This is a genomic window from Halovibrio sp. HP20-59 (assembly GCF_033052795.2).
Taxonomy (GTDB): Bacteria; Pseudomonadota; Gammaproteobacteria; order Pseudomonadales; family Halomonadaceae; genus Vreelandella.
In genome coordinates, this window is sequence record NZ_JAWJUW020000002.1 from 44,473 (window position 1) to 66,850 (window position 22,378).

At 54.4% G+C, this 22,378-nt stretch carries 19 protein-coding genes; 8 read left to right on the forward strand and 11 right to left on the reverse strand.

The genetic code is table 11. The features are described 5' to 3' along the window. The first annotated feature begins 2 nt into the window (after positions 1-2). Entirely contained in the window at positions 3-518 is a 516-nt protein-coding gene (locus tag RZA33_RS02400) for an MgtC/SapB family protein (protein WP_317506253.1), read from the forward strand. 73 nt (positions 519-591) lie between these two features. Here the strand turns inward: RZA33_RS02400 and RZA33_RS02405 are convergent, their stop codons facing one another. Continuing rightward, complete coding sequence (locus RZA33_RS02405) at positions 592-1,902, reverse strand: hypothetical protein (protein WP_317506254.1); 1,311 nt, start codon at positions 1,900-1,902, stop codon at positions 592-594. 314 nt (positions 1,903-2,216) lie between these two features. Here RZA33_RS02405 and RZA33_RS02410 point away from each other — a divergent pair, with 314 nt between their 5' ends. After that, positions 2,217-4,481, forward strand: a complete 2,265-nt coding sequence (locus RZA33_RS02410; RefSeq protein WP_317506255.1) for an EAL domain-containing protein — start codon at positions 2,217-2,219, stop codon at positions 4,479-4,481. 597 nt (positions 4,482-5,078) lie between these two features. Here the strand turns inward: RZA33_RS02410 and RZA33_RS02415 are convergent. Continuing rightward, a complete protein-coding gene (locus tag RZA33_RS02415) occupies positions 5,079-5,612 on the reverse strand; it encodes an invasion associated locus B family protein (protein ID WP_317506256.1) in 534 nt (177 codons plus the stop codon). A gap of 26 nt (positions 5,613-5,638) precedes the next feature. Here RZA33_RS02415 and RZA33_RS02420 point away from each other — a divergent pair, with 26 nt between their 5' ends. After that, positions 5,639-6,061: a cation:proton antiporter gene (locus RZA33_RS02420; protein ID WP_317506257.1), complete on the forward strand. Its 423-nt coding sequence runs from the start codon at positions 5,639-5,641 to the stop codon at positions 6,059-6,061. Positions 6,062-6,267: 206 nt separating this feature from the next. Here RZA33_RS02420 and RZA33_RS02425 read toward each other — a convergent pair whose 3' ends face one another. Beyond that, a complete protein-coding gene (locus RZA33_RS02425; RefSeq protein WP_317506258.1) occupies positions 6,268-8,193 on the reverse strand; it encodes a DNA topoisomerase III in 1,926 nt (641 codons plus the stop codon). Positions 8,194-8,421: 228 nt separating this feature from the next. Between RZA33_RS02425 and RZA33_RS02430 the strand changes: the two genes are divergently transcribed. Beyond that, positions 8,422-9,669: an AarF/ABC1/UbiB kinase family protein gene (locus RZA33_RS02430; RefSeq protein ID WP_317506259.1), complete on the forward strand. Its 1,248-nt coding sequence runs from the start codon at positions 8,422-8,424 to the stop codon at positions 9,667-9,669. Here the strand turns inward: RZA33_RS02430 and RZA33_RS02435 are convergent. Then, entirely contained in the window at positions 9,666-10,259 is a 594-nt protein-coding gene (locus RZA33_RS02435) for a GNAT family N-acetyltransferase (protein WP_317506260.1), read from the reverse strand. The genes RZA33_RS02430 and RZA33_RS02435 overlap by 4 nt on opposite strands. Positions 10,260-10,415: 156 nt before the next feature. Here RZA33_RS02435 and RZA33_RS02440 point away from each other — a divergent pair, with 156 nt between their 5' ends. Further along, positions 10,416-12,239 carry an SEC-C metal-binding domain-containing protein gene (locus tag RZA33_RS02440; protein WP_317506261.1) on the forward strand — a complete coding sequence of 608 codons (1,824 nt, stop codon included), beginning with the start codon at positions 10,416-10,418 and terminating at the stop codon, positions 12,237-12,239. A gap of 39 nt (positions 12,240-12,278) precedes the next feature. On the opposite strand, the gene RZA33_RS02445 is transcribed toward RZA33_RS02440, so the two are convergent. Further along, complete coding sequence (locus RZA33_RS02445; protein ID WP_317506262.1) at positions 12,279-13,640, reverse strand: AmpG family muropeptide MFS transporter; 1,362 nt, start codon at positions 13,638-13,640, stop codon at positions 12,279-12,281. Positions 13,641-13,738: 98 nt separating this feature from the next. Between RZA33_RS02445 and RZA33_RS02450 the strand changes: the two genes are divergently transcribed. Together RZA33_RS02450 and ccoM are read left to right on the forward strand one after the other, a co-directional pair. Beyond that, positions 13,739-14,257, forward strand: a complete 519-nt coding sequence (locus tag RZA33_RS02450; protein ID WP_317506263.1) for a peptidylprolyl isomerase — start codon at positions 13,739-13,741, stop codon at positions 14,255-14,257. Positions 14,258-14,409: 152 nt separating this feature from the next. Next, entirely contained in the window at positions 14,410-14,535 is a 126-nt protein-coding gene (ccoM, locus tag RZA33_RS02455) for a cytochrome c oxidase subunit CcoM (protein ID WP_317506264.1), read from the forward strand. A gap of 162 nt (positions 14,536-14,697) precedes the next feature. Here ccoM and RZA33_RS02460 read toward each other — a convergent pair whose 3' ends face one another. The 6 genes from RZA33_RS02460 to RZA33_RS02485 all read right to left on the reverse strand — a co-directional run bounded on the left by RZA33_RS02460 (position 14,698) and on the right by RZA33_RS02485 (position 21,617). Further along, positions 14,698-15,159 (reverse strand): group 1 truncated hemoglobin, encoded by a 462-nt coding sequence (locus RZA33_RS02460; protein ID WP_317506265.1) that lies wholly within the window; start codon positions 15,157-15,159, stop codon positions 14,698-14,700. A 10-nt stretch (positions 15,160-15,169) separates the two neighbouring features. Continuing rightward, positions 15,170-16,066: a DUF3034 family protein gene (locus tag RZA33_RS02465; protein ID WP_317506266.1), complete on the reverse strand. Its 897-nt coding sequence runs from the start codon at positions 16,064-16,066 to the stop codon at positions 15,170-15,172. After that, positions 16,063-18,432: a putative bifunctional diguanylate cyclase/phosphodiesterase gene (locus tag RZA33_RS02470; RefSeq protein WP_317506267.1), complete on the reverse strand. Its 2,370-nt coding sequence runs from the start codon at positions 18,430-18,432 to the stop codon at positions 16,063-16,065. Before RZA33_RS02470 ends, RZA33_RS02465 begins: the two co-directional genes overlap by 4 nt. A 47-nt stretch (positions 18,433-18,479) precedes the next feature. Beyond that, positions 18,480-19,151: a Cupredoxin gene (locus RZA33_RS02475; RefSeq protein WP_317506268.1), complete on the reverse strand. Its 672-nt coding sequence runs from the start codon at positions 19,149-19,151 to the stop codon at positions 18,480-18,482. 173 nt (positions 19,152-19,324) lie between these two features. Further along, the gene (locus RZA33_RS02480; RefSeq protein WP_317506269.1) at positions 19,325-19,843 is read right to left on the reverse strand and encodes a transglycosylase SLT domain-containing protein; all 519 of its coding nucleotides are present in this window, start codon (positions 19,841-19,843) and stop codon (positions 19,325-19,327) included. 55 nt (positions 19,844-19,898) lie between these two features. Continuing rightward, positions 19,899-21,617 (reverse strand): proline--tRNA ligase, encoded by a 1,719-nt coding sequence (locus tag RZA33_RS02485; protein WP_317506270.1) that lies wholly within the window; start codon positions 21,615-21,617, stop codon positions 19,899-19,901. 251 nt (positions 21,618-21,868) lie between these two features. On the opposite strand from RZA33_RS02485, the gene RZA33_RS02490 reads away from it, so the two are divergent. Beyond that, a complete protein-coding gene (locus RZA33_RS02490) occupies positions 21,869-22,303 on the forward strand; it encodes a hypothetical protein (protein WP_317506271.1) in 435 nt (144 codons plus the stop codon). Positions 22,304-22,378: the final 75 nt, after the last annotated feature.

Consider the following 22,378-nt stretch of genomic DNA (forward strand, 5'->3'; position numbering starts at 1 on the left):
CAATGGAAATGATTCGAAGCGTCATTATTTCTGAGTTTTCGGATTTTAATGATTTGAGTGAATTTATTATTTTGGTGGTTCGGTTACTAATTGCAATCTTACTAGGTGGCCTGTTGGGGCTCGAGCGCCAACAAAGTGGCAAGGCAGCTGGCATTCGTACCCACATGCTCGTTTGCATGGGCGCGGCGTTATTTGTCTTAATTCCACAGCAAGCAGGTATTTCTGATTCTGAGATGAGTCGGGTGATTCAAGGCGTTATTGCCGGGATTGGATTTCTATGTGCTGGCAGCATTATCACCGGCAAGGATGATCAGGCGGCGACAGGCCTGACCACCGCAGCAGGCATTTGGTTTACCGCTGCCATAGGCATCGCCGTTGGCTTGGGCCGCGAGCAGACAGCGGTGCTGTGTACGCTTCTTGCCTGGCTGGTGCTTTATGTGGTGCCTTTCTTTTCGAGTTCCATCAGCAATAAAAAAGCCGCACACTCAAAGCTAAAAAAAGATCACTCGGACACTTGAACCGTGACGCCAGCAAAAAGCCCCGCTTCGGGAGAAACGGGGCGTAAAATGCGTAACTGAGTTAAAAAATAGTTTAGAAATTGAAGCCGAAGTTGGTCTGCACGCTGGTGTGCCATTGATCATCCGTCGGTGAACCGAAGTAACCGAGCGCATTCTTGTTGGCGACAACACTGAACCAAGCGTAATACGGGCCAGCCGTCACCTTCATGCCCAGGTCGTTGAGCATCGGATCGTCGACATCGCCGAAACCACCACTGACCGGTGAATAATCGTCTTCCGGGCTGATATAGCTGAAATCGTTATAGAAGTAGAGGTTGTCGATGGCACCCCAGTCAACATCCATGCTGTAGCCCAGGCTGGCTGAATACATTTGGCCTTCGGCGGGGATCAGGTAGTTAAAGTTGAAGGCGCCGATCTGCATGACATTGTCGGAAATGCCGCTGACCGATTCATCCGGGTTTTCGGCATCGTACTCGTAGGCAGTGGCTTGAAGCTGCGTAATCCAAGAGCCATAATTGCCGTTCAGGCCCACAGCGGCCTGCCAGCTATTACCACTATCGTTGGTCTGCTGATTGTAGAGCTGACCGCCTTTGGCCGAGACGTTGACTTCGGTCGTGTAGTCGCTGCCTCGCCCAAAAGTATAGGCGACACGACCGGCCACCTGGTTTTCTTCGGAGTTACCCTGAGCGCTGCTTCCCACCGGGTTGGCGCCATAGTGCTCGTTACCATCACCCAGTTGGTCGCTCTTGAAAAAGGCCAGCGTGGTGTCCCAGGCGCCCTGGGAATGATCCCAGGTGATACCCGCGTTCTGGTTGTCGTTGAAACCAGCAAGGTAAGGCAGGTTGCCGTACCAGCCGAGGTAGCCGTAATCCATGTTGCCAAACGGTGTCTGAATCAGGCCCACCTTGACGGTGTCGCTATCGCTGGCTTCATAGCCCATCCAGCCCTTTTTGAGAAACTGGTAGCCGTCGTAGAAGCGATACTCTAACGAGTACAAGAAGTTGTCGTGTTGCCCATCAACACCCAGTACGAACTTGCCGAAGTTTAAGTCGCCGCCGGTGTCCTTGTCGACTTCATCCCAATCGTTATAAACACCTTTCAACTGAAGGGTGCCAGTGAACTGAGAGTCCTGGACCGAATCAAGCAGCGAGCGATTTTCCTCGGCGAGCTCACGCGTCCGCGCGACTTCCAGGTTTTGCGCCTCTGTTTGGGCGGACGATTGGGCTTCGAGCTGCTGTTCCATGCGCTCGACCTGAGCACGCAGAGCATCCAGCTGACGCTGCATGGCCGCGGTGTCTTGCTGCGCTAATGCCGGTGCAGCGGATACCATGGCGCCAGTAACGGCCGTGGCAAGGACGGCGGTCTTGAATGATCGTTTTAACATTTTTTTCTCCCTTGCTTTAAATCTTCAGTTGTGTTTTTGAGTTTTTTTATTGTAAATATTACTGTAGCAAGAAAGGCCGTTTAATAAAAAAATGTAATGGAAAAAGATGCAAAATCGGTCATCACACGGTGTTTTTTCGTCCCATCAGCGCTGGGTACGTCGCGATGACTGAGCAGCGGTTAATTGCTGGTATTGCCGTTTTTTTATGTGGTACTTTTCATCTAATACTATTTCTGCACGATGAAAATTCAGGTGGTAAAATTTTGCCGACCCATGATTAATTTTTATTAGGAAAATGTCTGCAGGCAACCAAAATGGCTTTTGTTCTCGACGAATCTCTTCAAAATGCTTTGAATTTGCTAGTCAAGGCTGCAGCTTACTCAGCAGATTGCCCAAACGGGTTCCTGGTAGGCGGTGCAGAGGCTAGTTGGAACCTTTTAGCGAGCTGCGGAGGTGAGTCCCCACTTCTGTTTGATACCTCGATTGAAAGCTGGGTGAAATCAAGCCTGACTAATAATCAACCGATCATCATTAATAACGCCTTAGGGCAATCTATCCCCGATTATTTTCACCAGCTACGCAGCCTAGGGCATGAATTTGTCGTGGGCGTCGCTATCCGGGGCGAAGAAGAAAAAATAACAGGGGCATTATTCGTAAGCAGCCCTTTACTCCAGCAACGATTAAGCACGGCACAAGTGTATGCCTTGCAGACGCATGCTGCGCTTATCGGTAACACCCTTCAATCGCAAACAGGGTTATTGCTCCCCAAACAAAAACCATTCCTGGAACGCCTTCGCTTGTTGGAATCGGTGGTGGTGAATGCGAAAGACGCGATCCTGATTACAGAGGCAGAGCCCATTGACGAGCCTGGACCCAGGATCGTTTATTGCAATCCGGCTTTTTTAAGCACAACGGGGTACTCACTAGGCGAAGTCATCGGAAAGACACCGAGGATACTTCAATGTGACGAAACCAGCCGTGAAACGCTGGATTTGATCCGGGAAGCGCTTTCAAGCTGGCAACCAATAGAGGTCGAGATCCTCAATACCCGCCGCGACGACAGCAAATTTTGGGTCGAGCTTAGCATTGTTCCCGTTGCTAACGAGAAAGGCTGGTTCACACATTGGGTATCCGTGCAGCGGGATATCAGTGAGCGTAAAAAGTTTGAGCATTTGACCTTACAGGCGCTTGCAGATCGAGAAGAAAAGGTTGCATTGGAAAGTCGTTTACAGGAGCGGGAGCGCATTGAAGCAGAGTTGTCCTATGCCGCCTACCATGATGACTTAACGTCGTTGCATAACCGGGCCTACCTGATGGCGCTTTTATTAGAGGTCTTTGATAATAGTGCTTATAATAATAGTGTTTATGAGCAGAAACCTGCCGCCACCGTACTTTTTCTGGATCTTGATAGATTTAAATTCGTTAATGACAGCTTGGGTCATCGGGCGGGCGACATTCTTCTCGAAGAGGTCGCACGCCGACTCGAAAACTGTATTAGAGAAGAAGAGGCATTAGCCAGAGTCGGCGGAGATGAGTTTGCTATCCTGCTTGTTGGTGATAATCAATCATCCTTGGCAATCGAACTTGCTCAGCGCATTGTCGATCAATTAAGTCTGCCGATTGTCATTGACGGGCATGATATCTTTACCTCTTGCAGCATAGGCATAGTAACCGCTGACGTTACGCATACCACGGCAGAAGACCTGCTTCGAGATGCAGACATCGCCATGTATGTAGCCAAAAAACAGGGTCGAGGGCGATGGGCTTTATTTGATGTATCAATGCGTGAGGCGGCTATTGATGCGTTAGTGATGCAGAATGCTCTGAAGCAGGCCTTAGCGAATAATGAATTTTCTGTTGTCTACCAGCCAATTTACAGCACTCTTACAGGTGAGATATCCGGTGCAGAAGCATTGGTGAGATGGCGTCATCCAGTGCTCGGTCAAGTACCGCCAGACCGCTTCATCGCAGTCGCCGAAGATATTGGGGTCATACACCAATTAGGTTACTGGATCATGCAAGAGGGGTGTGCTGAACTGCAACGTTGGAAGGCTGAGTTTCCCGAGCTGAAATTGCACCTGAACGTGAACGTGTCGGGGGTAGAGCTTAATCGGCCAGGGTATGTTAACCAGATAAAAGATATCCTTGCCCTGACGGGTATCGACGCCCAAGACCTTCAGGTTGAAATCACTGAATCCGTTTTCCTTCACCAACCGGATACCATAGCGCGAGTGTTGGAGAGCCTTCGAGCGCTTGGTGTCCGTATAGCATTGGATGATTTTGGGACAGGTTACAGCGCACTCGGCTACATTGATCGCTACCCCATTGACGCCATCAAAATCGATCAGTCATTTGTATCCAGAATGATGGCATTCCAGCGCAGCGACGCTATCGTCAGAAGTATCTTGTCTTTGGGTCGGGCTTTGAATATCGATATCATCGCAGAGGGTGTTGAGAGCCAATCTCAATTGCAGCGTTTAAGGGAGATGGAGTGCCCATTTATTCAGGGCTACTTATTAAGCCACCCAGTCAACGCTGAAAAAATGATGACACTTTTTCAAGATCAGACAACCAGGTAAGCTCCCATTTACTGAATATATGAGGGGTTCATCTGGGCGAAAGGGAGTAGAAGGGAAACCATTAAAGGGCTTCGCCGTCGTTTCAATGCAGGCAGGGGCCTTCATATGCCAAGAATCACGTTTCTAATTATTTTATTTTTTCGGTGCCTAGACAATATTGCATTTGGGATATTGGCCTTGGCAGGGCACCTTAGTATTTAGCTAGCTAGGCTCGTTTAATTCCCTAGTACATTGGTTTCGCTTTTCTTAGATGATTTTGCAGCTTTCTTTTCTTTGGCAGTTAAAAGGGGTTTCTTTTTGCTATTTTTTTTACTGTCTTGTCCTTTGCTCATTTTTTTTATCTCTGTTAATTGACCAATCAAACTGTATGAAAACAGCCTTCAATATTTGATGTTAGCGCATAAAGTGACATCGCGCATTGTTATATCATGAGGGGCATATTAAAAAGTAAACGTCGGCCCCACCAAAACTTCCTGATTAAGCTCGTCGTTAGTCAATCACCCAAGAGAAACTTGCTTTCCCCTCTGTTGGTCGATGATAACGGGCCCGCTAGGGCCGGCCCTTGTGGGCCGGCTTTGTCGGGGAAGCTCCTTAAGATCAGGGAGCGATGCGGGTGCTGGCGTCGGTAAAGCCGATCAGCGAAATATTTAAATCCATCTGGTTACCGCGTGGACCAATCATGCTGAGGGTTGCCGTATTGCCAACGCGCAGTTGCTGCAACATCGACGGCCCAATGGGAGTGTCAGCACGGCACCCTTGCTCTAGGCAGACCTGATAAGGGAACTGGATTGGCTCACCGTTATCCACTCTCAATTGCAGGCCCGCGGCCAGACGTACCCCCAGCGGCACGAAGAAGCTCATCACCGGGCCATCGATCTGAGGCGGGTAGTCGAAAATCACCTGCATCAAGGGCTGGTTGCTGTCAGGTTGAGTGATCATTTGCACCATCGCACAAGGTGTCGGTCCCTCGGCATTACGCTGGCAGCGGACTTCCCAGTCCTGGAACGACTCGGTGGTGACACCATCACCGGAAGCGGCCCCCGGTTGTTGTTGGCTTAAGGCGGTGGGTGAAAAGATCAAAATCGATAATAGCCCTATCATGCGTAGGGTTTGAGTAAGACCGTGCGGCATTGGCGTAACCTCCCGTTGGTTCGCTCATGGTGAATGATAATATCTACCATGCCTGCTTGTTCGCTTCAGGTCGAGCCCCCTTGAGTCATGAATGTTCGACGGAATCCGCCGCCTGGCCACAACGTCCAGCTTCGAATCGCCTTTTTCTACAATTTTCTCTTCGTGACCAGGCGGTTGGCCTGGCGCTATTTCTGTTTGTTATCGTGCGCCCAGCCAGCGTTTTTATCGGCCTGCTTGGCTCAGGTACGCCGATGCGGCTGCAGATGCTGGTGGGCTGGTTCGGCGTGCGTGGTATCGGCTCGATCTATTACCTGATGTTCGCCATTGTGTTCGGTCTGCCTGAAGCACGGGCGGTGGAGTTCATCCACATTACGCTGGTGGTGATCGTGCTTTCGATCATTATCCACGGGCTCACCGTCAAACCGATGATGTCAAAATGGTGGCCTTAGAGCGAGAAAGGGCGACCGTCTATCATTACCAGTGAGCCTATTGTTTAAGCCAGCGAATGGAGCAGCACAATAGACGTGATTGGCAGCATCATCGTCGAGTTTTAGGATTTAACGACGTCAGTGAGATCGTCATTGTGATGATTCTAATGCGGGATGACCCGCAAGACGCCCCCAGCGCCATGCATTATTGGCGGTTGAATATCCTGTCAACGCCTGGACCGGATGTTGCCGTCGCCGCTATTTCGTTTCTTGGCGCTATAGCGCTTTCGTGGTTTGTTGGTGCTCCGCTTTGGGCCACCGGCTTCGCCCTCGGCGGTCTGCAAGCTGTGCCTTAACTTGCCTGCATCGCTATGGGTGAGCAGACCGCGTAAATCCTCCAGCAGCGCCTGCTGAAACGCCTGCGCGCCGTCCTGCTGCTCAGCGATGGCGCGCAGGCGCTGCTCCCAAAGCGCGGTGCGTTCGGGGGTGCTTACGGCGCTAGGTAGGGCGGCGATCAAGGCGCTGCCCAGTTTGGTAGCGCGCAGGGCTTTTTGTTGGCGTACCAAATAGCCGCGCTGGACTAGAGTTTCAATAATGCCTGCACGCGTGGCTTCGGTGCCCAGTCCGTCGGTGTCGCGCAGGGTGCGCCGAACGGTGGGGTCGTCCACGTAGCGGCCGATGTTCATCATCGCCTTGATCAGGCTGGCATCGGTGAAGGGTTCTGGGGGGCGGGTTTCTTTCTCCTCGACGCTTGCACCGAGCGCTTGGCAGGCTTCGCCTTGGGTCAGTGGCGGCAGCGGTGGGGTATCTTCCCGAGTGGTGAACAGCGGTTTCCAGCCGGGGTCGAGAACACTTTGGCCACGGGCGCGGAAGGCCTCGTTAACCAGGGTAAATTCAGCTTTTGCTTCAAAGGTTCGCAGCGGGCGGTAGAACTGTGCCATCACGTTGCGAACGATCAACCGAAACACATGGCCTTCGGTATCGGAAAGCTGGCTGAAATCGGCCGGTTTACCGGTGGGCGCAATGGCGTGGTGCGCGCCGACCTGCTTATCGTTCCAGGCCTTGGAGCGAAGGGTGAAGTCGGCGCCGTTGAGCCACTGTTGTAGCGCATCATCGTTTTGGCAGGCGCCGCTTAAGCTGCGCTGGGCAAGCTGGAGATGCTCTTCAGGTAGGTAGCGGCAATCCGAGCGCGGGTAGGTAATCAGCTTGTGGCGCTCGTACAGCCGCTGGCAAATATCCAGGACCATCTGCGCAGAAAGCCCGTGACGGCGGGCAGCGTCTACCTGTAGTGCGGAAAGCGAGTAGGGCAACGGCGGCGCCTGACGTTTTTCCTGCTGGTCAAGTTGGGTCAGTTGGCCTGATTCGCCAGGAAGTCGGGCCGCCAGAGCGTCGGCGGGCGCGCGATTAATCAAGCGGCCTTGCTCATCCAGCGGTTCGTGTTCTTTGGGCGCCCACCAAGCGCGCAGTTGGCCCTGAGCGACCTTGAGATCCACCCATAGTGGGTAAAACGGGTGCGGCTTGAAATCACGGATAGCGTTGTCGCGGCGCACGATCAGCCCGAGTACCGGTGTTTGCACGCGGCCGACGGAAAGTACGCCATCATGCCCCGCCTGGCGGCCGGTGAGCGTCCAAGCGCGGGTTAAGTTAATACCATACAGCCAATCGGCGCGGGAGCGGGCCTGCGCCGCCTGAAAAAGGGGTTGGAACTCGGTATTGGATTGCAGCTTGGCGAGTGCTCGGCTTACGGCAGGTTTATTAAGGTCACTAATCAGCAGCCGCTGCACCGGGCCGCGATACTTCATGTGCTCGATCACTTCCTGTACCAGCAGCTGACCTTCGCGATCAGGGTCGCCCGCGTGCACCACGTCCGTGGCCTGCTTGATCAACTTGCGAATCACCGCCAGTTGGCCGCGCGCTTTCGGGCGGGGCATCAGCTTCCACTGGGCAGGCACGATGGGCAACCGGTCCAACCGCCATTGTTTGTCGGCGGGGTCGTAAGCCTCTGGCGGTGCCTGCTCAAGTAAGTGCCCAAGGCACCAGGTGACAGTGGTGTCACCGCAGTTAATCGCGCCTTCCTGGCGCTTACTAGTGCCGGGAAGCGCCTCGGCAATGGCTTGGGCGAGGCTGGGTTTTTCGGCAATGATCAGGCGCATAGCAGCGGGGCCTTACTCGTATCCTTTGATGGCGGCTATGGTAGCAGACACGCGGTATCAGACCCATTGAGGTGTTAGCGCAAGGCACCAGGGCCGACAATCGAGTGATGCTATATAGCGTTAAAGCTGTTAGTTTGTACATAGTTTGTATAGCTAATTTTATGTCATGTACAAAACGCCAGACTGAGCGACGCGACGGCGACATGATGAATTACAAGGAGAGAGTCAATGCGTGAGCGCGGCAGAACACGACGCTTGATGGGCTTGGGCGCACGTACCGGTGGTGCGATGCTAAAGACCCGCTTAGGGGGGCAAGCGGATTGGCGCGCCTTGGGCGAAGCGCTGTTTGAAGGGCTTTCGGAGCTGAAAGGCCCGGCCATGAAGTTGGCTCAGGTAATGTCCCAGTGGGACGATCTGTTACCTCCTGATCTTGCCGAGGAGCTGGCTCGCTTACAGCGTCAGGCAGAACCCATGCCCTGGCCACGTATTCGCGAAGCGTTGGTGCTGCAGTACGGCAATATTGACCACTATTTTAGCAACATCGAAGAGCGCCCGTTTGCCAGTGCTTCCATGGGTCAAGTGCACCGGGCGACCACCCTTGAGGGCGACACTGTGGTACTCAAGGTACAGTACCCAGGCCTAGCAGAAGTGTTAGAGAGTGATTTGATTCAGGTGCGGCGCATTATGCGCTTGGGTCGCTGGTTTAAGGTGCCCCAGGCCAGGCTTGATGCGCTGTTTGAGGAGCTGGCAGTGGGCTTGCGCAAGGAGCTGGATTACCCTGCGGAAGCTGCCGCCCTGGCGCGCTACAGGGAGCGCTATCAGGATAACCCGCAATTGGTGATTCCCGAGCCGCTGCTTGAGCTCTCCGGCAAACACGTATTAGCCATGCGGTTTGTCGGCGGGACGCCGCTGCGCGACTTGGCAACGGCCGATGACGCCACGCGTCAAGGTATTGCTCAGACATTAGCGGATTGGCTGACTGAAGAGTTGTTCAGCTACGGCGAGCTGCACGCTGACCCCCATGCGGGCAATTTTGCCGCTGATGAGCAAGGGCGGCTAGTGATTTACGATTTAGGCGCTGTGATTAGCGTGCCCGAAGCGCGGCTAACCGCCATGATGCAGTTGCTTGATGCCACGCTGAAATATGACGCCATGGCCATGGACGAGGCGCTTCTGAACATGGGTGGGCGCCAGGGGCAGGGCGCGCCACTGGCGCTCTATCGTGAAGCGGCGGAGTGCGTGGCGCCGTTATTTTCGCCGGGAGAGCAAGATTTTAGCGACGTCCGGGTGCATCGCCGTTTGCGTGAGCTAACGCCCAAAGTGTGGGCGGCGATGGACCGGCTACAGCCCCCGGCGGACACACTGTTACTCTCCCGTGCGCTCAACGGTCACTACTGGAATCTGGTGCGTCTGGGGGCTCGTTTAGATATGCATAAACGTACCGCGCCGCTATTAACCAGGGCGCGCACGGCTTAATTGAGCGTTTTTAGCCAAAACACCATCGGCTTGGAGGTTTCGCTAGGCTCATTGATATCTTTCCAGGCGAAGGTGGTGGTCAGTTCAGGTTGGCGCTGATAGCCCAGGCCCTGCCAGAAGCCATGCAGCGGGCGGTAGTCGGCAGGCTCCAGTGGATGACCGGGCGGGCGTTCCACGGCGCAGAAGGCCACTTTATCGAACCCCTGGCGTTTAGCATGGGCTTCTCGCTCTGCCATGAAGTGCTTGCCAATGCCACGGCCGCGGTAATCGTGAAGCAGCACCGATTCGCCATAGTAAAAGACCCGCCTGGGTGCGATACCGTGCGCTTCAAACGGATGGCGAAACTCGTCGACTTCATCCACCAACGGTTGTCCGGTCGCGGCGCCTATCAGCTCTTCATCGTCAAACGCTAGTACGAACAGGCTGGCAGGGTTGTTCGCGTAGCGGCCTAAATAATCCGCCTCGTAGGCTAGGTCACCATCGTAAAGGTAAGGATAATCACGAAATACCCGAATACGCAGCCGGGCGAGTGCCTGGAGGTGAGGTGCTATATCGGACCCTTGGCAGGTGGTGAGTGTCAGTGCTTTCATTGGTTGGCTCCCGCTGATTTCAACGCTGCGCGGTTGGGTGAATAGCTGGCACCCTAGCAGCCTCTAACGATGTCGCCAATCCTCTCTGCGAGTTAGCTAATGGTCATGTTAGACTATGGCGCTTTTCAACATGGTTTTTTATAAGTGGAGACGGCAATGCTGGCGGTATGGGTCGATCAGCTGCTGGGATTTGCCTCCGGGGCACTCTCGGCAATCAGGCAACAAGAACACTATCCGGACTTCATGACATGGGTGCGTGCCAAAGGCGCGGATGCTTTTGACGGCGATTTGGCAATGGCCCAGGCGCTTGCCCCTGTGCTGTGGTCGCAAACGCCGCTGGAGCGGCTAAACTTTGCCTGCGAGCCTCTCGCCACGCCAGGGCGTAACGAGCCGTGCTGGTGCGATTCTGGACGCAAATTTAAGCAGTGCTGCTATCAGGTTGAGTTTCCCACTGAAATTCCCGAGCAAATGATGTGGATGCTGTCGCTGCGCGAATGGAAAGGCGCCACCTTGAAAGCCGCGCTGGATAGCCAGCAAGCCCCGCCGCAAGCACTGCTAGAAGCAGGTTTGATTGCCGCTGAAAGCGGCCAAACCGGTCGCGCTATGCAAATTCTCGAATCGCTGTTTGATGGCAGCGACTGGTCACGGCTGCCCGAACAGGCTGAGCCGGCCTTTGAAATTCTGCTGGATATTTACCAAGAACGTGGCTTTAACCGTAAACGGACCGATTTGCTCGACGAGGTTATGGAGCGGGGACCGCTGTTTTTACGCGGCGTAGCGCTTGAGCGCCTGTGCTTAATGCATTTGGATAACGATGACCTGGATAGCGCTCGTGGCGCCTTTGTTAAAGCTCAGCAGGCGCTGCCCGATTCGCCCACCTTGGCCTACATTGAGGCCATGCTATTGCTGCATGAAGGCCACGAGCAGGAAGCCAAAGAACGGGCAAATTTCTGGTACCGTCGCCTGGTTCGTCAAGGCGAGCTGGATGAAGACCAGCTTGAATTCCTGGCTGCATTAGCCGATAACCCCGGCGCCACGTTGGCGGATCAACTGCTTAGCGCAGAAGAGGATTTGGCGACGCCGCTAGTAGCGCTTCAATCATTGCTGGCCGCGTTGCCCACCGCCCCCAAGATCGATCTTCAAGCCGACCCTCAAAGCGGGAAACTGCTTTATCACACCAGTGCTCGTGAAGCGACGCTGTTTGCCACTTGGCACGAGCAGTTTCAGGTGCTGGTGGATGAAGACGTCGCGCTAGGCTTTCGCGATGACCCCTGGGGCAACGCGGTTGAGTGGATGTCGGCGCTATGCTCGCATCCCGAATGGCTAGATGCGCCGGAGGTCGTTCAAGATTTAACCTTGGCACTGACCAGCCGCTTTGGCAGCTTGCCTTGGATGGCGCCGACCCTGCTAGAGCCGCTGGCACAGCGTTTATCGCGCTGGTTAGAGCAAGCCAAGGCAGAGGGCGATGGTAGCCTATGCTGGGATGATGCCAATAACGCCATCTTGCTGCGTACTGGGTTAGCCTTGGTCGTTGGCATGGAGCGCGGCGCGCGTCAGCACTCTCGCCAACTGGCTGAAGAATTATTGCTGATTGATCAGGAAGATAGCCTTGGCCTACGCGAGCTGGTGCTGGATCAATTGCTGCGCGATGATCGCAACGAGGAAGCGCTGGCGCTAGCCGAAGAAAGTGACAGCGATGATGACGGCTCGTTAGTATTGGGGCTGCTAATGGGGAAAGCCTTAGCACTGTATCGTCTTGAACAGCATGAAGCTGCGGAAACCGCGCTGAAGGATGTGCTTGGCCATAATCGCTATGCGCTTGAGCTTCTGTGCGCCGAGAGCCCGCGCCCCTCCATGCCTCATCCCGATGGCCAGGTCGATCCCGGTTCACGGGCCGAGGCGTGGCAGTACCGCACTTTGATGCGCGACCAGTGGCGCACCACACCCGGCGCGCTGGATTGGCTCGAAGCCCACCGCTAGGTAGCCTTGCTATCCTTCATTTCAAGCTTTAAAGCCCGCTTATGCGGGCTCTGGTGTCGGCACCAACTGCTTATCTCGGCTGATCCAGACCGCCAATATAATCGCTGGCAAACCCAACAATGTCGCGATGACAAAAAAGCTTGGGTAGCCCTGGGCGGTGACCACGAGCCCCCCAAAACCGCTTAAAAATTTTCCTGGCAGCGTCATTAACGACGAAAACAACGCGTACTGCGTCGCGGTGTAAGCGCGCGAGGTTAAACTCGAAAGAAAAGCGATAAACACCGCGCTGGCTAAGCCGTTGGCGAGGTTGTCGCCGATGATTGTCACCACCAGCATAGGGAGCTGGTTACCCACCACGGCAAGGACGGCAAACAGTAAGTTGGTAACCATCACCAACCCCGCGCCGAAGATCAGCAGCGGGCCGATGCCGTAGCGAGCAACGAACAGCCCGCCTAATATGCCCCCGGTAATGCTCATCGCAATACCAAAAATATTGGTCACGTTGGCAATCTCGGCCAACGAAAAACCCAGGTCGATATACAGCGGGTTAGCCATTGAGGCCATGGCTAAATCGCTGATTCTAAAAACCGCAATAAACACCAAAATCCACACTGCTTTCACCCCGTAACGGTGAAAGAAGTCGGTGAACGGACAGACGAGCGCGCCAATGCTCCAGGCCCCTAGGCGACGCAACATTTTCGGTTTGCCACGACTGGCGCGAATAAATGCGCGCACCTTGGGCTCATGGATAAGTTGAATAGAGAGCGAGGCGCGCTTAGGTTCAGGGCGCAGTAACACGGTGAGAACGCCAACGCTCATTAGCGCCGCCATGCTGAGATACGCTACGTCCCAAGAGGCCGATGCCGCGATGTAGAGTGCGCCGGCGCCGGCAGCGAGCAAGCCGCCGCGATAACCGATAATATACGTAGACGCCATCGCTGCCTGTACGTCATCGTCGGCAGACTCAATGCGATAGGCGTCTATTGCGATATCTTGGGTAGCCGAGCCAAAGGCGATGCATAGCGCGAAAATGGCCACCCACCCCAGGTTGCCCACCGGGCTGACACCGGCAAGCCCGACAAGGCCCGCCGCAATCATTGTTTGGGCCAGTAGCATCCAGCTGCGGCGTTGGCCAAAAGCGCGGGTCAAAAGTGGAAGCGCTAACCGATCCACCACCGGCGCCCAGAAAAACTTAATCGAATAGAGCATGCCGATCCAGGCGAAAAAGCCAATTGCCGCAACTTCAACGCCATCGCTGCGCAGCCAAGCGGATAGCGTTGAAAACACCAGCAGAAACGGCAAGCCGGCGGAAAAGCCCAAAAACAGCATGGTAATAACCGGGGCACGACAGTAAATAGCCAGCGCGGCAAACCAACTGCGCTGGGGGGTGGGGCTGAGCATTAAGCGCTACTCCAGGGAAAGACGTTAGCAACAGGCAAGTGATAAGCTAGGTATGTGATCCATCACAAAGCCGATAGCTTACCGGAGAGGAGTTTTCCATGTCGATTACGGCGCATCAGGTCGTTACCTTGCACTATGTCCTTAGCGACGTGCTCAACGATGGCAGCAAGCAGGTATTGGATGACTCCCAGGCGCGCGACAAGCCGCTGGAGTATCTGCACGGCCACGACAATATTGTTTCAGGATTAGAGCATGCATTAGCGGGTCAAGAGGCAGGCGCCGAGCTAAGCGTTCAACTAATGCCCGCCGATGCTTATGGTGTGCGTAACGAAGATCTGGTTCAAGAGGTTAGCCGCGGCTCTTTCGGCGGGGCTGAGTTGACTCCCGGCAGTCGTTTTCAAACCGAAGGCGAGGCTGGCCCGCAAATTGTCACCGTTTTAGCCATCGACGGAGGCCGTGTAACGGTCGATACCAATCACCCGCTTGCCGGGCGCACGCTGAACTATAAAGTAACCGTTTTGGACGTTCGCGACGCGACCCGAGCGGAACTGGCCAAAGGCCATCCATTACCGCCGGGCACCGAGCACAGTAAAGTTGAGGACCGCAAGGTGCTATAGGGTCGAAACACTGCGGGTAATCCCCAAAATTGACCCGAATCAATTTCTTGTTTAACCGCTTTCCCCCACCCTACGTAACTTGACCCAGGTCAGCTTTCTCCCGCCGCTGAGTGGCTAGTATGAACGCATACATCACGGCGGGAGGAAACACCATGTATTGGGATGACACAATTATTTTCGGTTTGGCCACCGTCGCTTTAGTTATCGCTTTCATGGTGGGTTGGGTCGGCTTCGTGATCCGCGATCATCTACGTAAAAAAGATGACCGCGAGAAATAGCCGAGCCAGCGCCTGTCAACCTTGTCAGGGGAGGGGGTTTGCATTAGTAAGCCTCCTGTTGCCAGCCCAATTTGGGCTGGCTTTTTTTTGTCTGGCTTGCCTACGAGACTGCTGATAAGACTCTTTATCGGGTAAAAACAACCGGGCGTGACGGCTGGCAAGTTACTGAAGACGCATAATATCTGAATACATTGGGGCTAACCGACCCAGCAGCTCATTACGAGCGCCAAGGGCAATGCCTTCCTCCTGCATTGCCGCATCAAGATGTTCTACCACGCGATTAAAATGCACGTCCGTTAGCCCCATATGTTGGTGAGCACGATCCATTGGTGGACCTTCATAGCGGCAGGGGCCGCCGCTCACATCACACAACTGGCTGGCCAGTGATTCGGCAAATAAGTCAATGTTAGTGTTGGCAAAAAACACCACTACATCGGGATCATCGGCAATCCTGTATAAAAGGTTCTCGACCACCGCATCAATCGATGCTTTACCACCCAGGCGCTCATAGAGCGGTGCCGAGGTTGTCTGGTGCGCACAGCCTGCGAGCGAAAACACGACCACTGCAAAAATAAGCGCTATTAAAGCATGGCGTTTAGACATGTGTTGGCGTTGAAAACTCATAGCACTCCGCTTAAAAAGCTGCCTGAAGTGAAAGATACCCACCATGCTGCGATGGCAAGCCAGCGATGTCGCCCAAATCCAACCAGGCACCCGTCAGGGATAGGTGCTTATTGAAGAAGTAGGCGCTGTAGAAGCTTTGCCAGTCATCCTCTTTGGCCACGCTGAGATTGTCGGGTTTTTGACGATACTCGGCGCCTACTATCCACCGTGGGGTGATAAAAATGCCGACGCTGCCTTCTGCTACCCACGTGCGATCGCCCTGGTCACCACCAAAGCCGAGCAGGCCGCCCTGGTTGGCATCGGTATTACGCAAGGTGGCGTTGAGCAGCACATTGCGCCCAGCCACGGCACTGAAAAGCAGTTTGCTGGCGCTAAGGTACACATCGGTGCCGCGTGTCTCATCAGCACCCAGGGCAGTAGGTATAGCGCCATCGACTAGCCGCTTGTGCTGTAAGCCAACACTGACAATGCCCCAAGGATGATAAAGGACATCGCCGAATAAACGTATTTTGGCGGCGTAAATATCTTGGCCTAACTCGCCACCTAATGTCTCTAAATCAAGCGTTTGGCGGGCTACAGAGAGCTCAGTACGATCATAAAGATTGATGCTGGCGCCTGTTACGGTGAGCCGATAATCATCTACCCACGCGCGGGTTGCGGCAGCCGTTACGCCTATCTCCTGATCGCTAGCGGTGCTTGAGAGTACCGCCCAGGGGGATAGCCCGCCACCTGCGGCCCCTTCGATAGCAGTGACGGCGCCGGTGGCTAAAATCCGACTACCGGCAAGCGAGGGGGGCGCATTGACGAGTAGCGTTACCGCAAGGCAGGCGGCCAGGAGGTAACGAACACGCGGGATTAACGAGGGCAAAGCCCCGGCGGGCAATAAGCAGGGTTGGCATAACGTCATGGCGTTCTCTGGGCGGTGGTAAGCGCGGCCGTTTGGGGATGCGGTAAATCAAGCGGCGAAAAGCTATCCAGCCAGGCGGGGACCGCCTCACTTGGCATCGGTTTGGCGATCCAATAGCCTTGCAGATAGTCACAGCCGAGCTGGCTTAGCAGTATGGCACTGGCGTGGTTTTCAACTCCTTCGGCGACTAACTTCAGGCCCAGGCTATGGCCCATATCAATTGTCGATCGGACGATGGTGGCATCATCGTGTTGAGAGTCGATCGCAAGCACAAAGGATTTATCGATTTTCAGTTCATCGACCGGTAGGCGTTTCATTTGCGCCAAGGACGAGTGACCGGTGCCGTAATCGTCAATCGCGATACGTAGGCCTAACTGATTGAGTTCTAGCAATGTGGCTTTGGCCACATCGACGTCTTGCATTACCGCACTCTCGGTCACTTCTAAGCTCAGTTGGTCGGGAGTGAGCTGATAGCGTTCGAGTAGGCTTGAGAGATGAGTCACTAACTGGCGGTCTGTGACATCGCTGGCTGATAGGTTTACCGCGACTGACACGTTGTAACCACGGCGCTGCCAAGCATGTAGCTGTTCGCAGACGTGGGTTAACATCCATTGGCTAAGCATACGGATATTGCCTGAACGTTCGGCAAGTTCGATAAATTCATCGGGCGGTACGAAGCCTAGGGAGGGATGTCGCCAACGCATTAGCGCCTCAAACTGGCAAACTAGGCCGGTGTGGGTGTCCACCTTAGGCTGATACGCCATCCATAGCTCAGCGTTGCTCACTGCTTCCTGCAAGTCACGAATCAGCATCAGCTGGCGCAGATGGCGCTCGTCTTGACCCTCTATATAGCGCTGGTGGGGATGGCGTTGGCGGCGTGCTATATCCAGAGCAATGTCAGCACGTCGAAGCAGTAATTGCGGGCTATCGCCATGGTCAGGATAGTTACTTTCACCGGTAGAAATAAACGGCGTGATCGGCGATTTGTCGAGATCGATGGGGGTTTGTAGCGTAGTAAACGCGCGGGCACGCCAAGCAAAATCGCTACTCGGTTGTTTGATCAGCAGTAGCAGTTCATCGCCGTCCAGCCGGTAGGCTTTGCTCTCAGGGCCAGGCAACTGCTGCAAACGTTTGGCAAGCGTTACCAGCATATGGTCGCCAAGCGCATAGCCAAAAGTGTCATTGATATCGCGGAAATTATTGACGGCCAAGCGTAGTAGGGTAAACGGCTCATCACGCAAAATTAATTGGCTAATGTCCTCCTGCGCGCTAAACCGGTTGGGAAGGTCAGTTAACAAATCATGCCGTGATTGATGCTGCAGAACAGCTTCACGCTGGGCAATACCTTCCTGCATAGACAGCAGCGTGGAGGCAAGCAAGCCAGTTTCGCTGCGCTCTGCGTCCACTGGCAAGGTGTGAATGCGTTCGCCTTTGCCAATACGCTGAGCAGCGTTGGCGAGTACCATCAATGGCTTACTCATGCTGCGGGCACTCCACATAGCTACCGCGATGGTAAACAGCAAAATCAGCGCGACAATGCCCAGCAATTGCCACTGCAATGAGCGGTAAGCTCCTAAGAGTTCACGGCGTGAAAGCTGCAGCAGTGCATAGGTGTGATTGGCTGCATCGGCATACAGTAGGCTGGCAAAGGAAAGGTACTCGTCATCAGGGGTCATCTGGCTGCTCGGTGAGACAGCAGTCTCCATTAAGGCATTGCCGTTGCCGCTTAGCAGGCGTGTTGCCAGCTGTTCATTTTGCGAGCTGGCCAGGTAGCTGATTTCACCGTTATCGCGGTAGTTAACCACGCTGATATCCAGCCCGGTGAGTGCATTTATTTCAGCGGTTACCGCTTCGTCAATTAAAAACCCCATGCCCACCCAGCCGATTAAGTTGGGCGCACGGACGGGCAGCATCACAAATTCGTAAGGCTGGCCGTCGGCAATCACAACGCCGACGGCCGAGCCCTCTTGGCGGGCACGCTCGAAAAGCTCTGGAAAAGGCATTGCGCTGTCTTGCGCGTGATGGCTGCTGGCTAGAATGCGTCCTTCAAGGTTATTAAGGAGCACGATATCGGCATCGGTGCGGTCACCATGGTTAGCCAGTACCGAATACAGCGTGTCGGTATCTTGCGTCGAGACGGCGCTTTTAAAGCCAAAATCATCAGCCAGAATGGCGACGTTATCGCGCAGCTGTTCGCCGCGGGTTTCCAATAGCTGGGTCAAGACTCGGGCACCGACTTCTAAACGCTGGGAGCCCTTGGCCAACACGTCATTTTGCGTAGCGCGTAAAAAAGCGATCCCGGTGGCAAGCTGCGAGACGATCACCACCGTCAGAAGAACGATCATTAGGCGTGTTCGAAAGCGCATTGCAACCTCATCAAGTGGCGCAGCATCACGTCAATACCGGGTAGCGCTTAGGTGGCATCTTTAAAGCGCTGCTGAAGGGGCGACACGGTTGGCGCCGGGGGTGGTAATGCGTTTAGCTCCAAGGTTACTTCCAATAAGTCGCTTTGGCTGATGGTGCCCTCCCACCAGACTTGATGGCTATCATCAACGCCAGAATGCCAAACACGAACGCGGTGCTGGCCGGCGGGTAATGGGGGTAACGCAAGTTCGCCCTGGGCGTTGGTGGTTGCCGCGTAAGGGGCATCACTCACGACAATAAACGCCCGCATGTGGTCATGGATATTGCACCCCAACACAACAACGCCTGCTTGGCCAAAACGCACCGGCGGCGGTGTTTCGCGTAGGTAGAGGTTTAAATCAAAGGTCTTGGCCGGTGAAAACGAATAAACGTGATGGCGTGTATTGTCTTGATTGGGGAAGGCCACGTCGCTGCCAGTGGGTACCGTCAGCACGGTTGGGTGGAAGGCGGCATCGCGTTGATAAATATTGTTTTCAGGCGATAACTGCGTCGCGGCAGCGGTGTCGTAATAGACCTCTACCACTGCCTTTTCAAGTGGCAGCCCGGCGGCGCTGGTAACTGTGACCTGGGCGGCGTGCGCTGAAGTACTTAGCAGCATCAATAATAGCGCGTGGCACACACGGGTAAGGCTACTGATAGGACGGTGTTGTTGTTTTAGCATTAGTGACCCTATCGATAGCGAGAAAATTAATGAATTAAGAGTTTACGAGTATGCAGAAAAGTCATCCAATTGTCTTAACGGCACACTCTCACAAATGTAAAAAAATGCAAAAACAGCGTTGAAAAGGTGGTCGCGAAATTTAACAGTAGGCGATTGAAGGGTAGCTTTTTAGGCTAACGCCACGTATCCCTCCAGGCATGCATGACTCGTTCCGGGTACCAGGTTTCACCCAAACTGCCATTGTAGCGCGCTAGGGCACGGGTAAAGTCGCCATTCTCAATGGCCAGGTAGTGCGCCAAAATCGTGCAGCCATAGCGCAGATTGCGCGGCGGGTGGGTCAAATCGTCCATTGGCAGGCCTAGCTCGCTCACCCAGAAAGGCATAATTTGCATCAGCCCCACTGCGCCCGCCGACGAAATAGCATCGGCTTTGAAGGCGCTTTCGACTTGAATCAGCGCTAAAACTAATTCCGGCGGCAAGCCCGCCAGTCGGGCCTCTTGATAGACCCGAGTTAATAGCATTTGGCGCTGATCGGGATCATTGATAAAACTCGCCAGGGGCGCGTCCATACGCGCACGCCACTGCCGGCTAGCCCGCTGCTGCTGGGTTGTTTGATGGTTCTGATTGGCAGACTCAAGCGTAGGCCGCAGGGTTTGGGGTAGTGGCTGAGCAACGACCGTGCCTGACGCCATTATCCCAACCCCTACCCCTGCGCCGCTCAGCAATACTCCGCCAAGCGTTACTGCTTTAGCTAGCCTTCTCACGCAAAAAGTCGATGATTTGATCCGCAGGTACCATGGTGGCTTCGCTATCGCGGCGACCCTTATATTCTAATTCAGCGTTATCCAGGCCGCGGTCGCCAATCACCAAGCGGTGAGGAATGCCCATCAGCTCAAGGTCGGCAAATTTAACTCCCGGGCGGATATCACGATCATCCAGTAATACATCTAAACCCGCGGCGCTAAGCGCTTGGTAGAGACGCTCTGATTCTTCGCGAACACGCTGCGATTTGTGCGCGTTCATGGGCACTAGCGCTACTTGGAATGGCGCGATCGCGTTAGGCCAAATAATGCCGGATTCATCGTGGTTTTGTTCAATGGCCGCGGCGACCACGCGGGTCACGCCGATACCGTAGCAGCCCATCCAGGGGTGGCTTGTTTTGCCGTTGTCGCCGAGTACGTTGGCGTTCATTGCCTGGGAGTACTTTTGGCCGAGCTGGAAAACGTGTCCCACTTCTATGCCGCGTTTAATTGAGAGTGTGCCTTGGCCATCTGGAGATGGATCGCCCTCTACCACATTACGCAGGTCAGCAACGTCGGGCAGGGGGGCGTCACGCTCCCAGTTAATGCCGAAATAGTGTTTATCATCGACATTGGCACCGGCGCCGAAGTCGCTGATGAGCGCTACGCTATGATCAATGATAATCGGCATTTTTAGGCCTACAGGGCCCAGCGAGCCAGGGCCGGCACCTACTGCGGCGCGAATCTCTTCTTCGCTCGCCATGGTCAGCGGTGCGGCGACGGCGGCCAGGTTTTCTGCTTTAACTTCATTCAATTCATGGTCACCGCGAATCAATAGCGCGATTAGCCCGCCCTCGGCGGCGTGTACCATCAACGTTTTGATGGTTTTCTCAATCGGAAGATTGAATTGTTTAACCAGTGTCGCGATGGTTTTCGTGTCGGGGGTGTCGACCAGGCGCAGTTCTTCGCTGGGTTCGGCCCGCGTCGGTTGGCTACCGAGTGGCGCGGGCATGGCTTCGGCTTTCTCCATGTTGGCCGCGTAGTCGGAGGAAGTGGAGAACACGATATCGTCTTCGCCTGACGCCGCGAGTACGTGGAATTCGTGGGAGCCGGTGCCACCGATGGCGCCGTTGTCAGCGATAACGGGGCGAAAGTCGAGGCCTAAACGGGTGAAAATGCGTGTGTAGGCGTCGTACATATCCTGGTAGGTCTGTTTCAGCGAGGCTTCATCAAGGTGAAAGGAGTAGGCGTCTTTCATGATGAACTCGCGCGAGCGCATCACCCCAAAGCGCGGACGAATCTCGTCGCGGAACTTGGTTTGAATCTGATAGAAGTTCATTGGCAGCTGCTTGTAGCTGGCAATCTCTTTACGCACCAGATCGGTGATCACTTCTTCGTGGGTAGGCCCGACGCAGTAGTCGCGGTCGTGGCGATCCTTGAGGCGTAAAAGCTCCGGGCCATACTGCTCCCAACGGCCAGACTCCTGCCAAAGCTCAGCGGGCTGAACGGCGGGCATCAAGACTTCTTGAGCGCCTGCGCGGTCCATCTCTTCGCGCACAATGGCTTCTACTTTACGAAGCGTGCGCAGGCCAAGGGGCAGCCACGTATAAAGGCCCGATGTTAAGCGACGAATCATGCCTGCGCGTAGCATCAGCTGATGGCTGATGACCTCAGCGTCGGCCGGAGTTTCTTTTAAAGTGGCAATCAATAATTGGCTGGCGCGCATGGGCGTGAGCATTCCTTAGTGCGTAATAGTAGGGCATCGTACCTGAGCACATGCCCCGTTAGCGTTGAATATGCGCATTGTACGGCTTAGTGGTTAAAGCGGCAAAATATGCCGTAACGTTGCATCGCCTATACTTCTGGCCGGTTGTGCTAAACTAATGAAAAATTAAGCTGCGTTAGTCGGCAAAAAATCACTATCTCACAATGTTGTATACCGATTACTGTTACGTCTTTTCGATTGAGGAAATCTTCATGCATCAAGCAGTTCGTCGCTGGTTGACAGGCGCCGTAGTTGGCGTTTCCGTTGTGTCATTAAGTGGTTGCGGTACGCTTTTTTATCCTGAACGCAAAGGCCAGTTAAGCGGTGATATTGACCCGGTTGTTGCCATCGCTAACGGCGTAGGGTTGCTGTTCTTTATCGTTCCGGGGGTGATTGCCTATGCCGTCGATTTTTCTAATGGCACCATTTACCTGCCGAGCCGAAGTAGCGCCTCAGTCGATGTCCATCATTTAGACAACGCGACGGATGTGGCTTCCCTGGAAAGACTGCTATCTGAAAAAGCCGGACAGCCAGTCAGTTTAGCAACCGAACTGCTAATGATCGAAGAAGTGGGCAGCTTAGATGAAGCGCTTGCGATGGTGCGTATGTCGGGCGTATTGGACGAAGAAAAGCTGTCGGCGATGTAACGTTAATGTTCATCATGGAGCGTTAAAAGCTAACCGCGCTATGCGCGTATAACCGCATACGAAAACCCAGCCGGG

Bases quoted from the DNA above. Each gene is read 5' to 3' on its own strand.
- RZA33_RS02400 (WP_317506253.1), top strand. From the start codon at position 3: ATGGAAATGATTCGAAGCGTCATTATTTCTGAGTTTTCGGATTTTAAT.
- RZA33_RS02405 (WP_317506254.1), bottom strand. From the start codon at position 1,902: ATGTTAAAACGATCATTCAAGACCGCCGTCCTTGCCACGGCCGTTACT.
- RZA33_RS02410 (WP_317506255.1), top strand. From the start codon at position 2,217: ATGGCTTTTGTTCTCGACGAATCTCTTCAAAATGCTTTGAATTTGCTA.
- RZA33_RS02415 (WP_317506256.1), bottom strand. From the start codon at position 5,612: ATGCCGCACGGTCTTACTCAAACCCTACGCATGATAGGGCTATTATCG.
- RZA33_RS02420 (WP_317506257.1), top strand. From the start codon at position 5,639: ATGGTGAATGATAATATCTACCATGCCTGCTTGTTCGCTTCAGGTCGA.
- RZA33_RS02425 (WP_317506258.1), bottom strand. From the start codon at position 8,193: ATGCGCCTGATCATTGCCGAAAAACCCAGCCTCGCCCAAGCCATTGCC.
- RZA33_RS02430 (WP_317506259.1), top strand. From the start codon at position 8,422: ATGCGTGAGCGCGGCAGAACACGACGCTTGATGGGCTTGGGCGCACGT.
- RZA33_RS02435 (WP_317506260.1), bottom strand. From the start codon at position 10,259: ATGAAAGCACTGACACTCACCACCTGCCAAGGGTCCGATATAGCACCT.
- RZA33_RS02440 (WP_317506261.1), top strand. From the start codon at position 10,416: ATGCTGGCGGTATGGGTCGATCAGCTGCTGGGATTTGCCTCCGGGGCA.
- RZA33_RS02445 (WP_317506262.1), bottom strand. From the start codon at position 13,640: ATGCTCAGCCCCACCCCCCAGCGCAGTTGGTTTGCCGCGCTGGCTATT.
- RZA33_RS02450 (WP_317506263.1), top strand. From the start codon at position 13,739: ATGTCGATTACGGCGCATCAGGTCGTTACCTTGCACTATGTCCTTAGC.
- ccoM (WP_317506264.1), top strand. From the start codon at position 14,410: ATGTATTGGGATGACACAATTATTTTCGGTTTGGCCACCGTCGCTTTA.
- RZA33_RS02460 (WP_317506265.1), bottom strand. From the start codon at position 15,159: ATGAGTTTTCAACGCCAACACATGTCTAAACGCCATGCTTTAATAGCG.
- RZA33_RS02465 (WP_317506266.1), bottom strand. From the start codon at position 16,066: ATGACGTTATGCCAACCCTGCTTATTGCCCGCCGGGGCTTTGCCCTCG.
- RZA33_RS02470 (WP_317506267.1), bottom strand. From the start codon at position 18,432: ATGCGCTTTCGAACACGCCTAATGATCGTTCTTCTGACGGTGGTGATC.
- RZA33_RS02475 (WP_317506268.1), bottom strand. From the start codon at position 19,151: ATGCTAAAACAACAACACCGTCCTATCAGTAGCCTTACCCGTGTGTGC.
- RZA33_RS02480 (WP_317506269.1), bottom strand. From the start codon at position 19,843: ATGGCGTCAGGCACGGTCGTTGCTCAGCCACTACCCCAAACCCTGCGG.
- RZA33_RS02485 (WP_317506270.1), bottom strand. From the start codon at position 21,617: ATGCGCGCCAGCCAATTATTGATTGCCACTTTAAAAGAAACTCCGGCC.
- RZA33_RS02490 (WP_317506271.1), top strand. From the start codon at position 21,869: ATGCATCAAGCAGTTCGTCGCTGGTTGACAGGCGCCGTAGTTGGCGTT.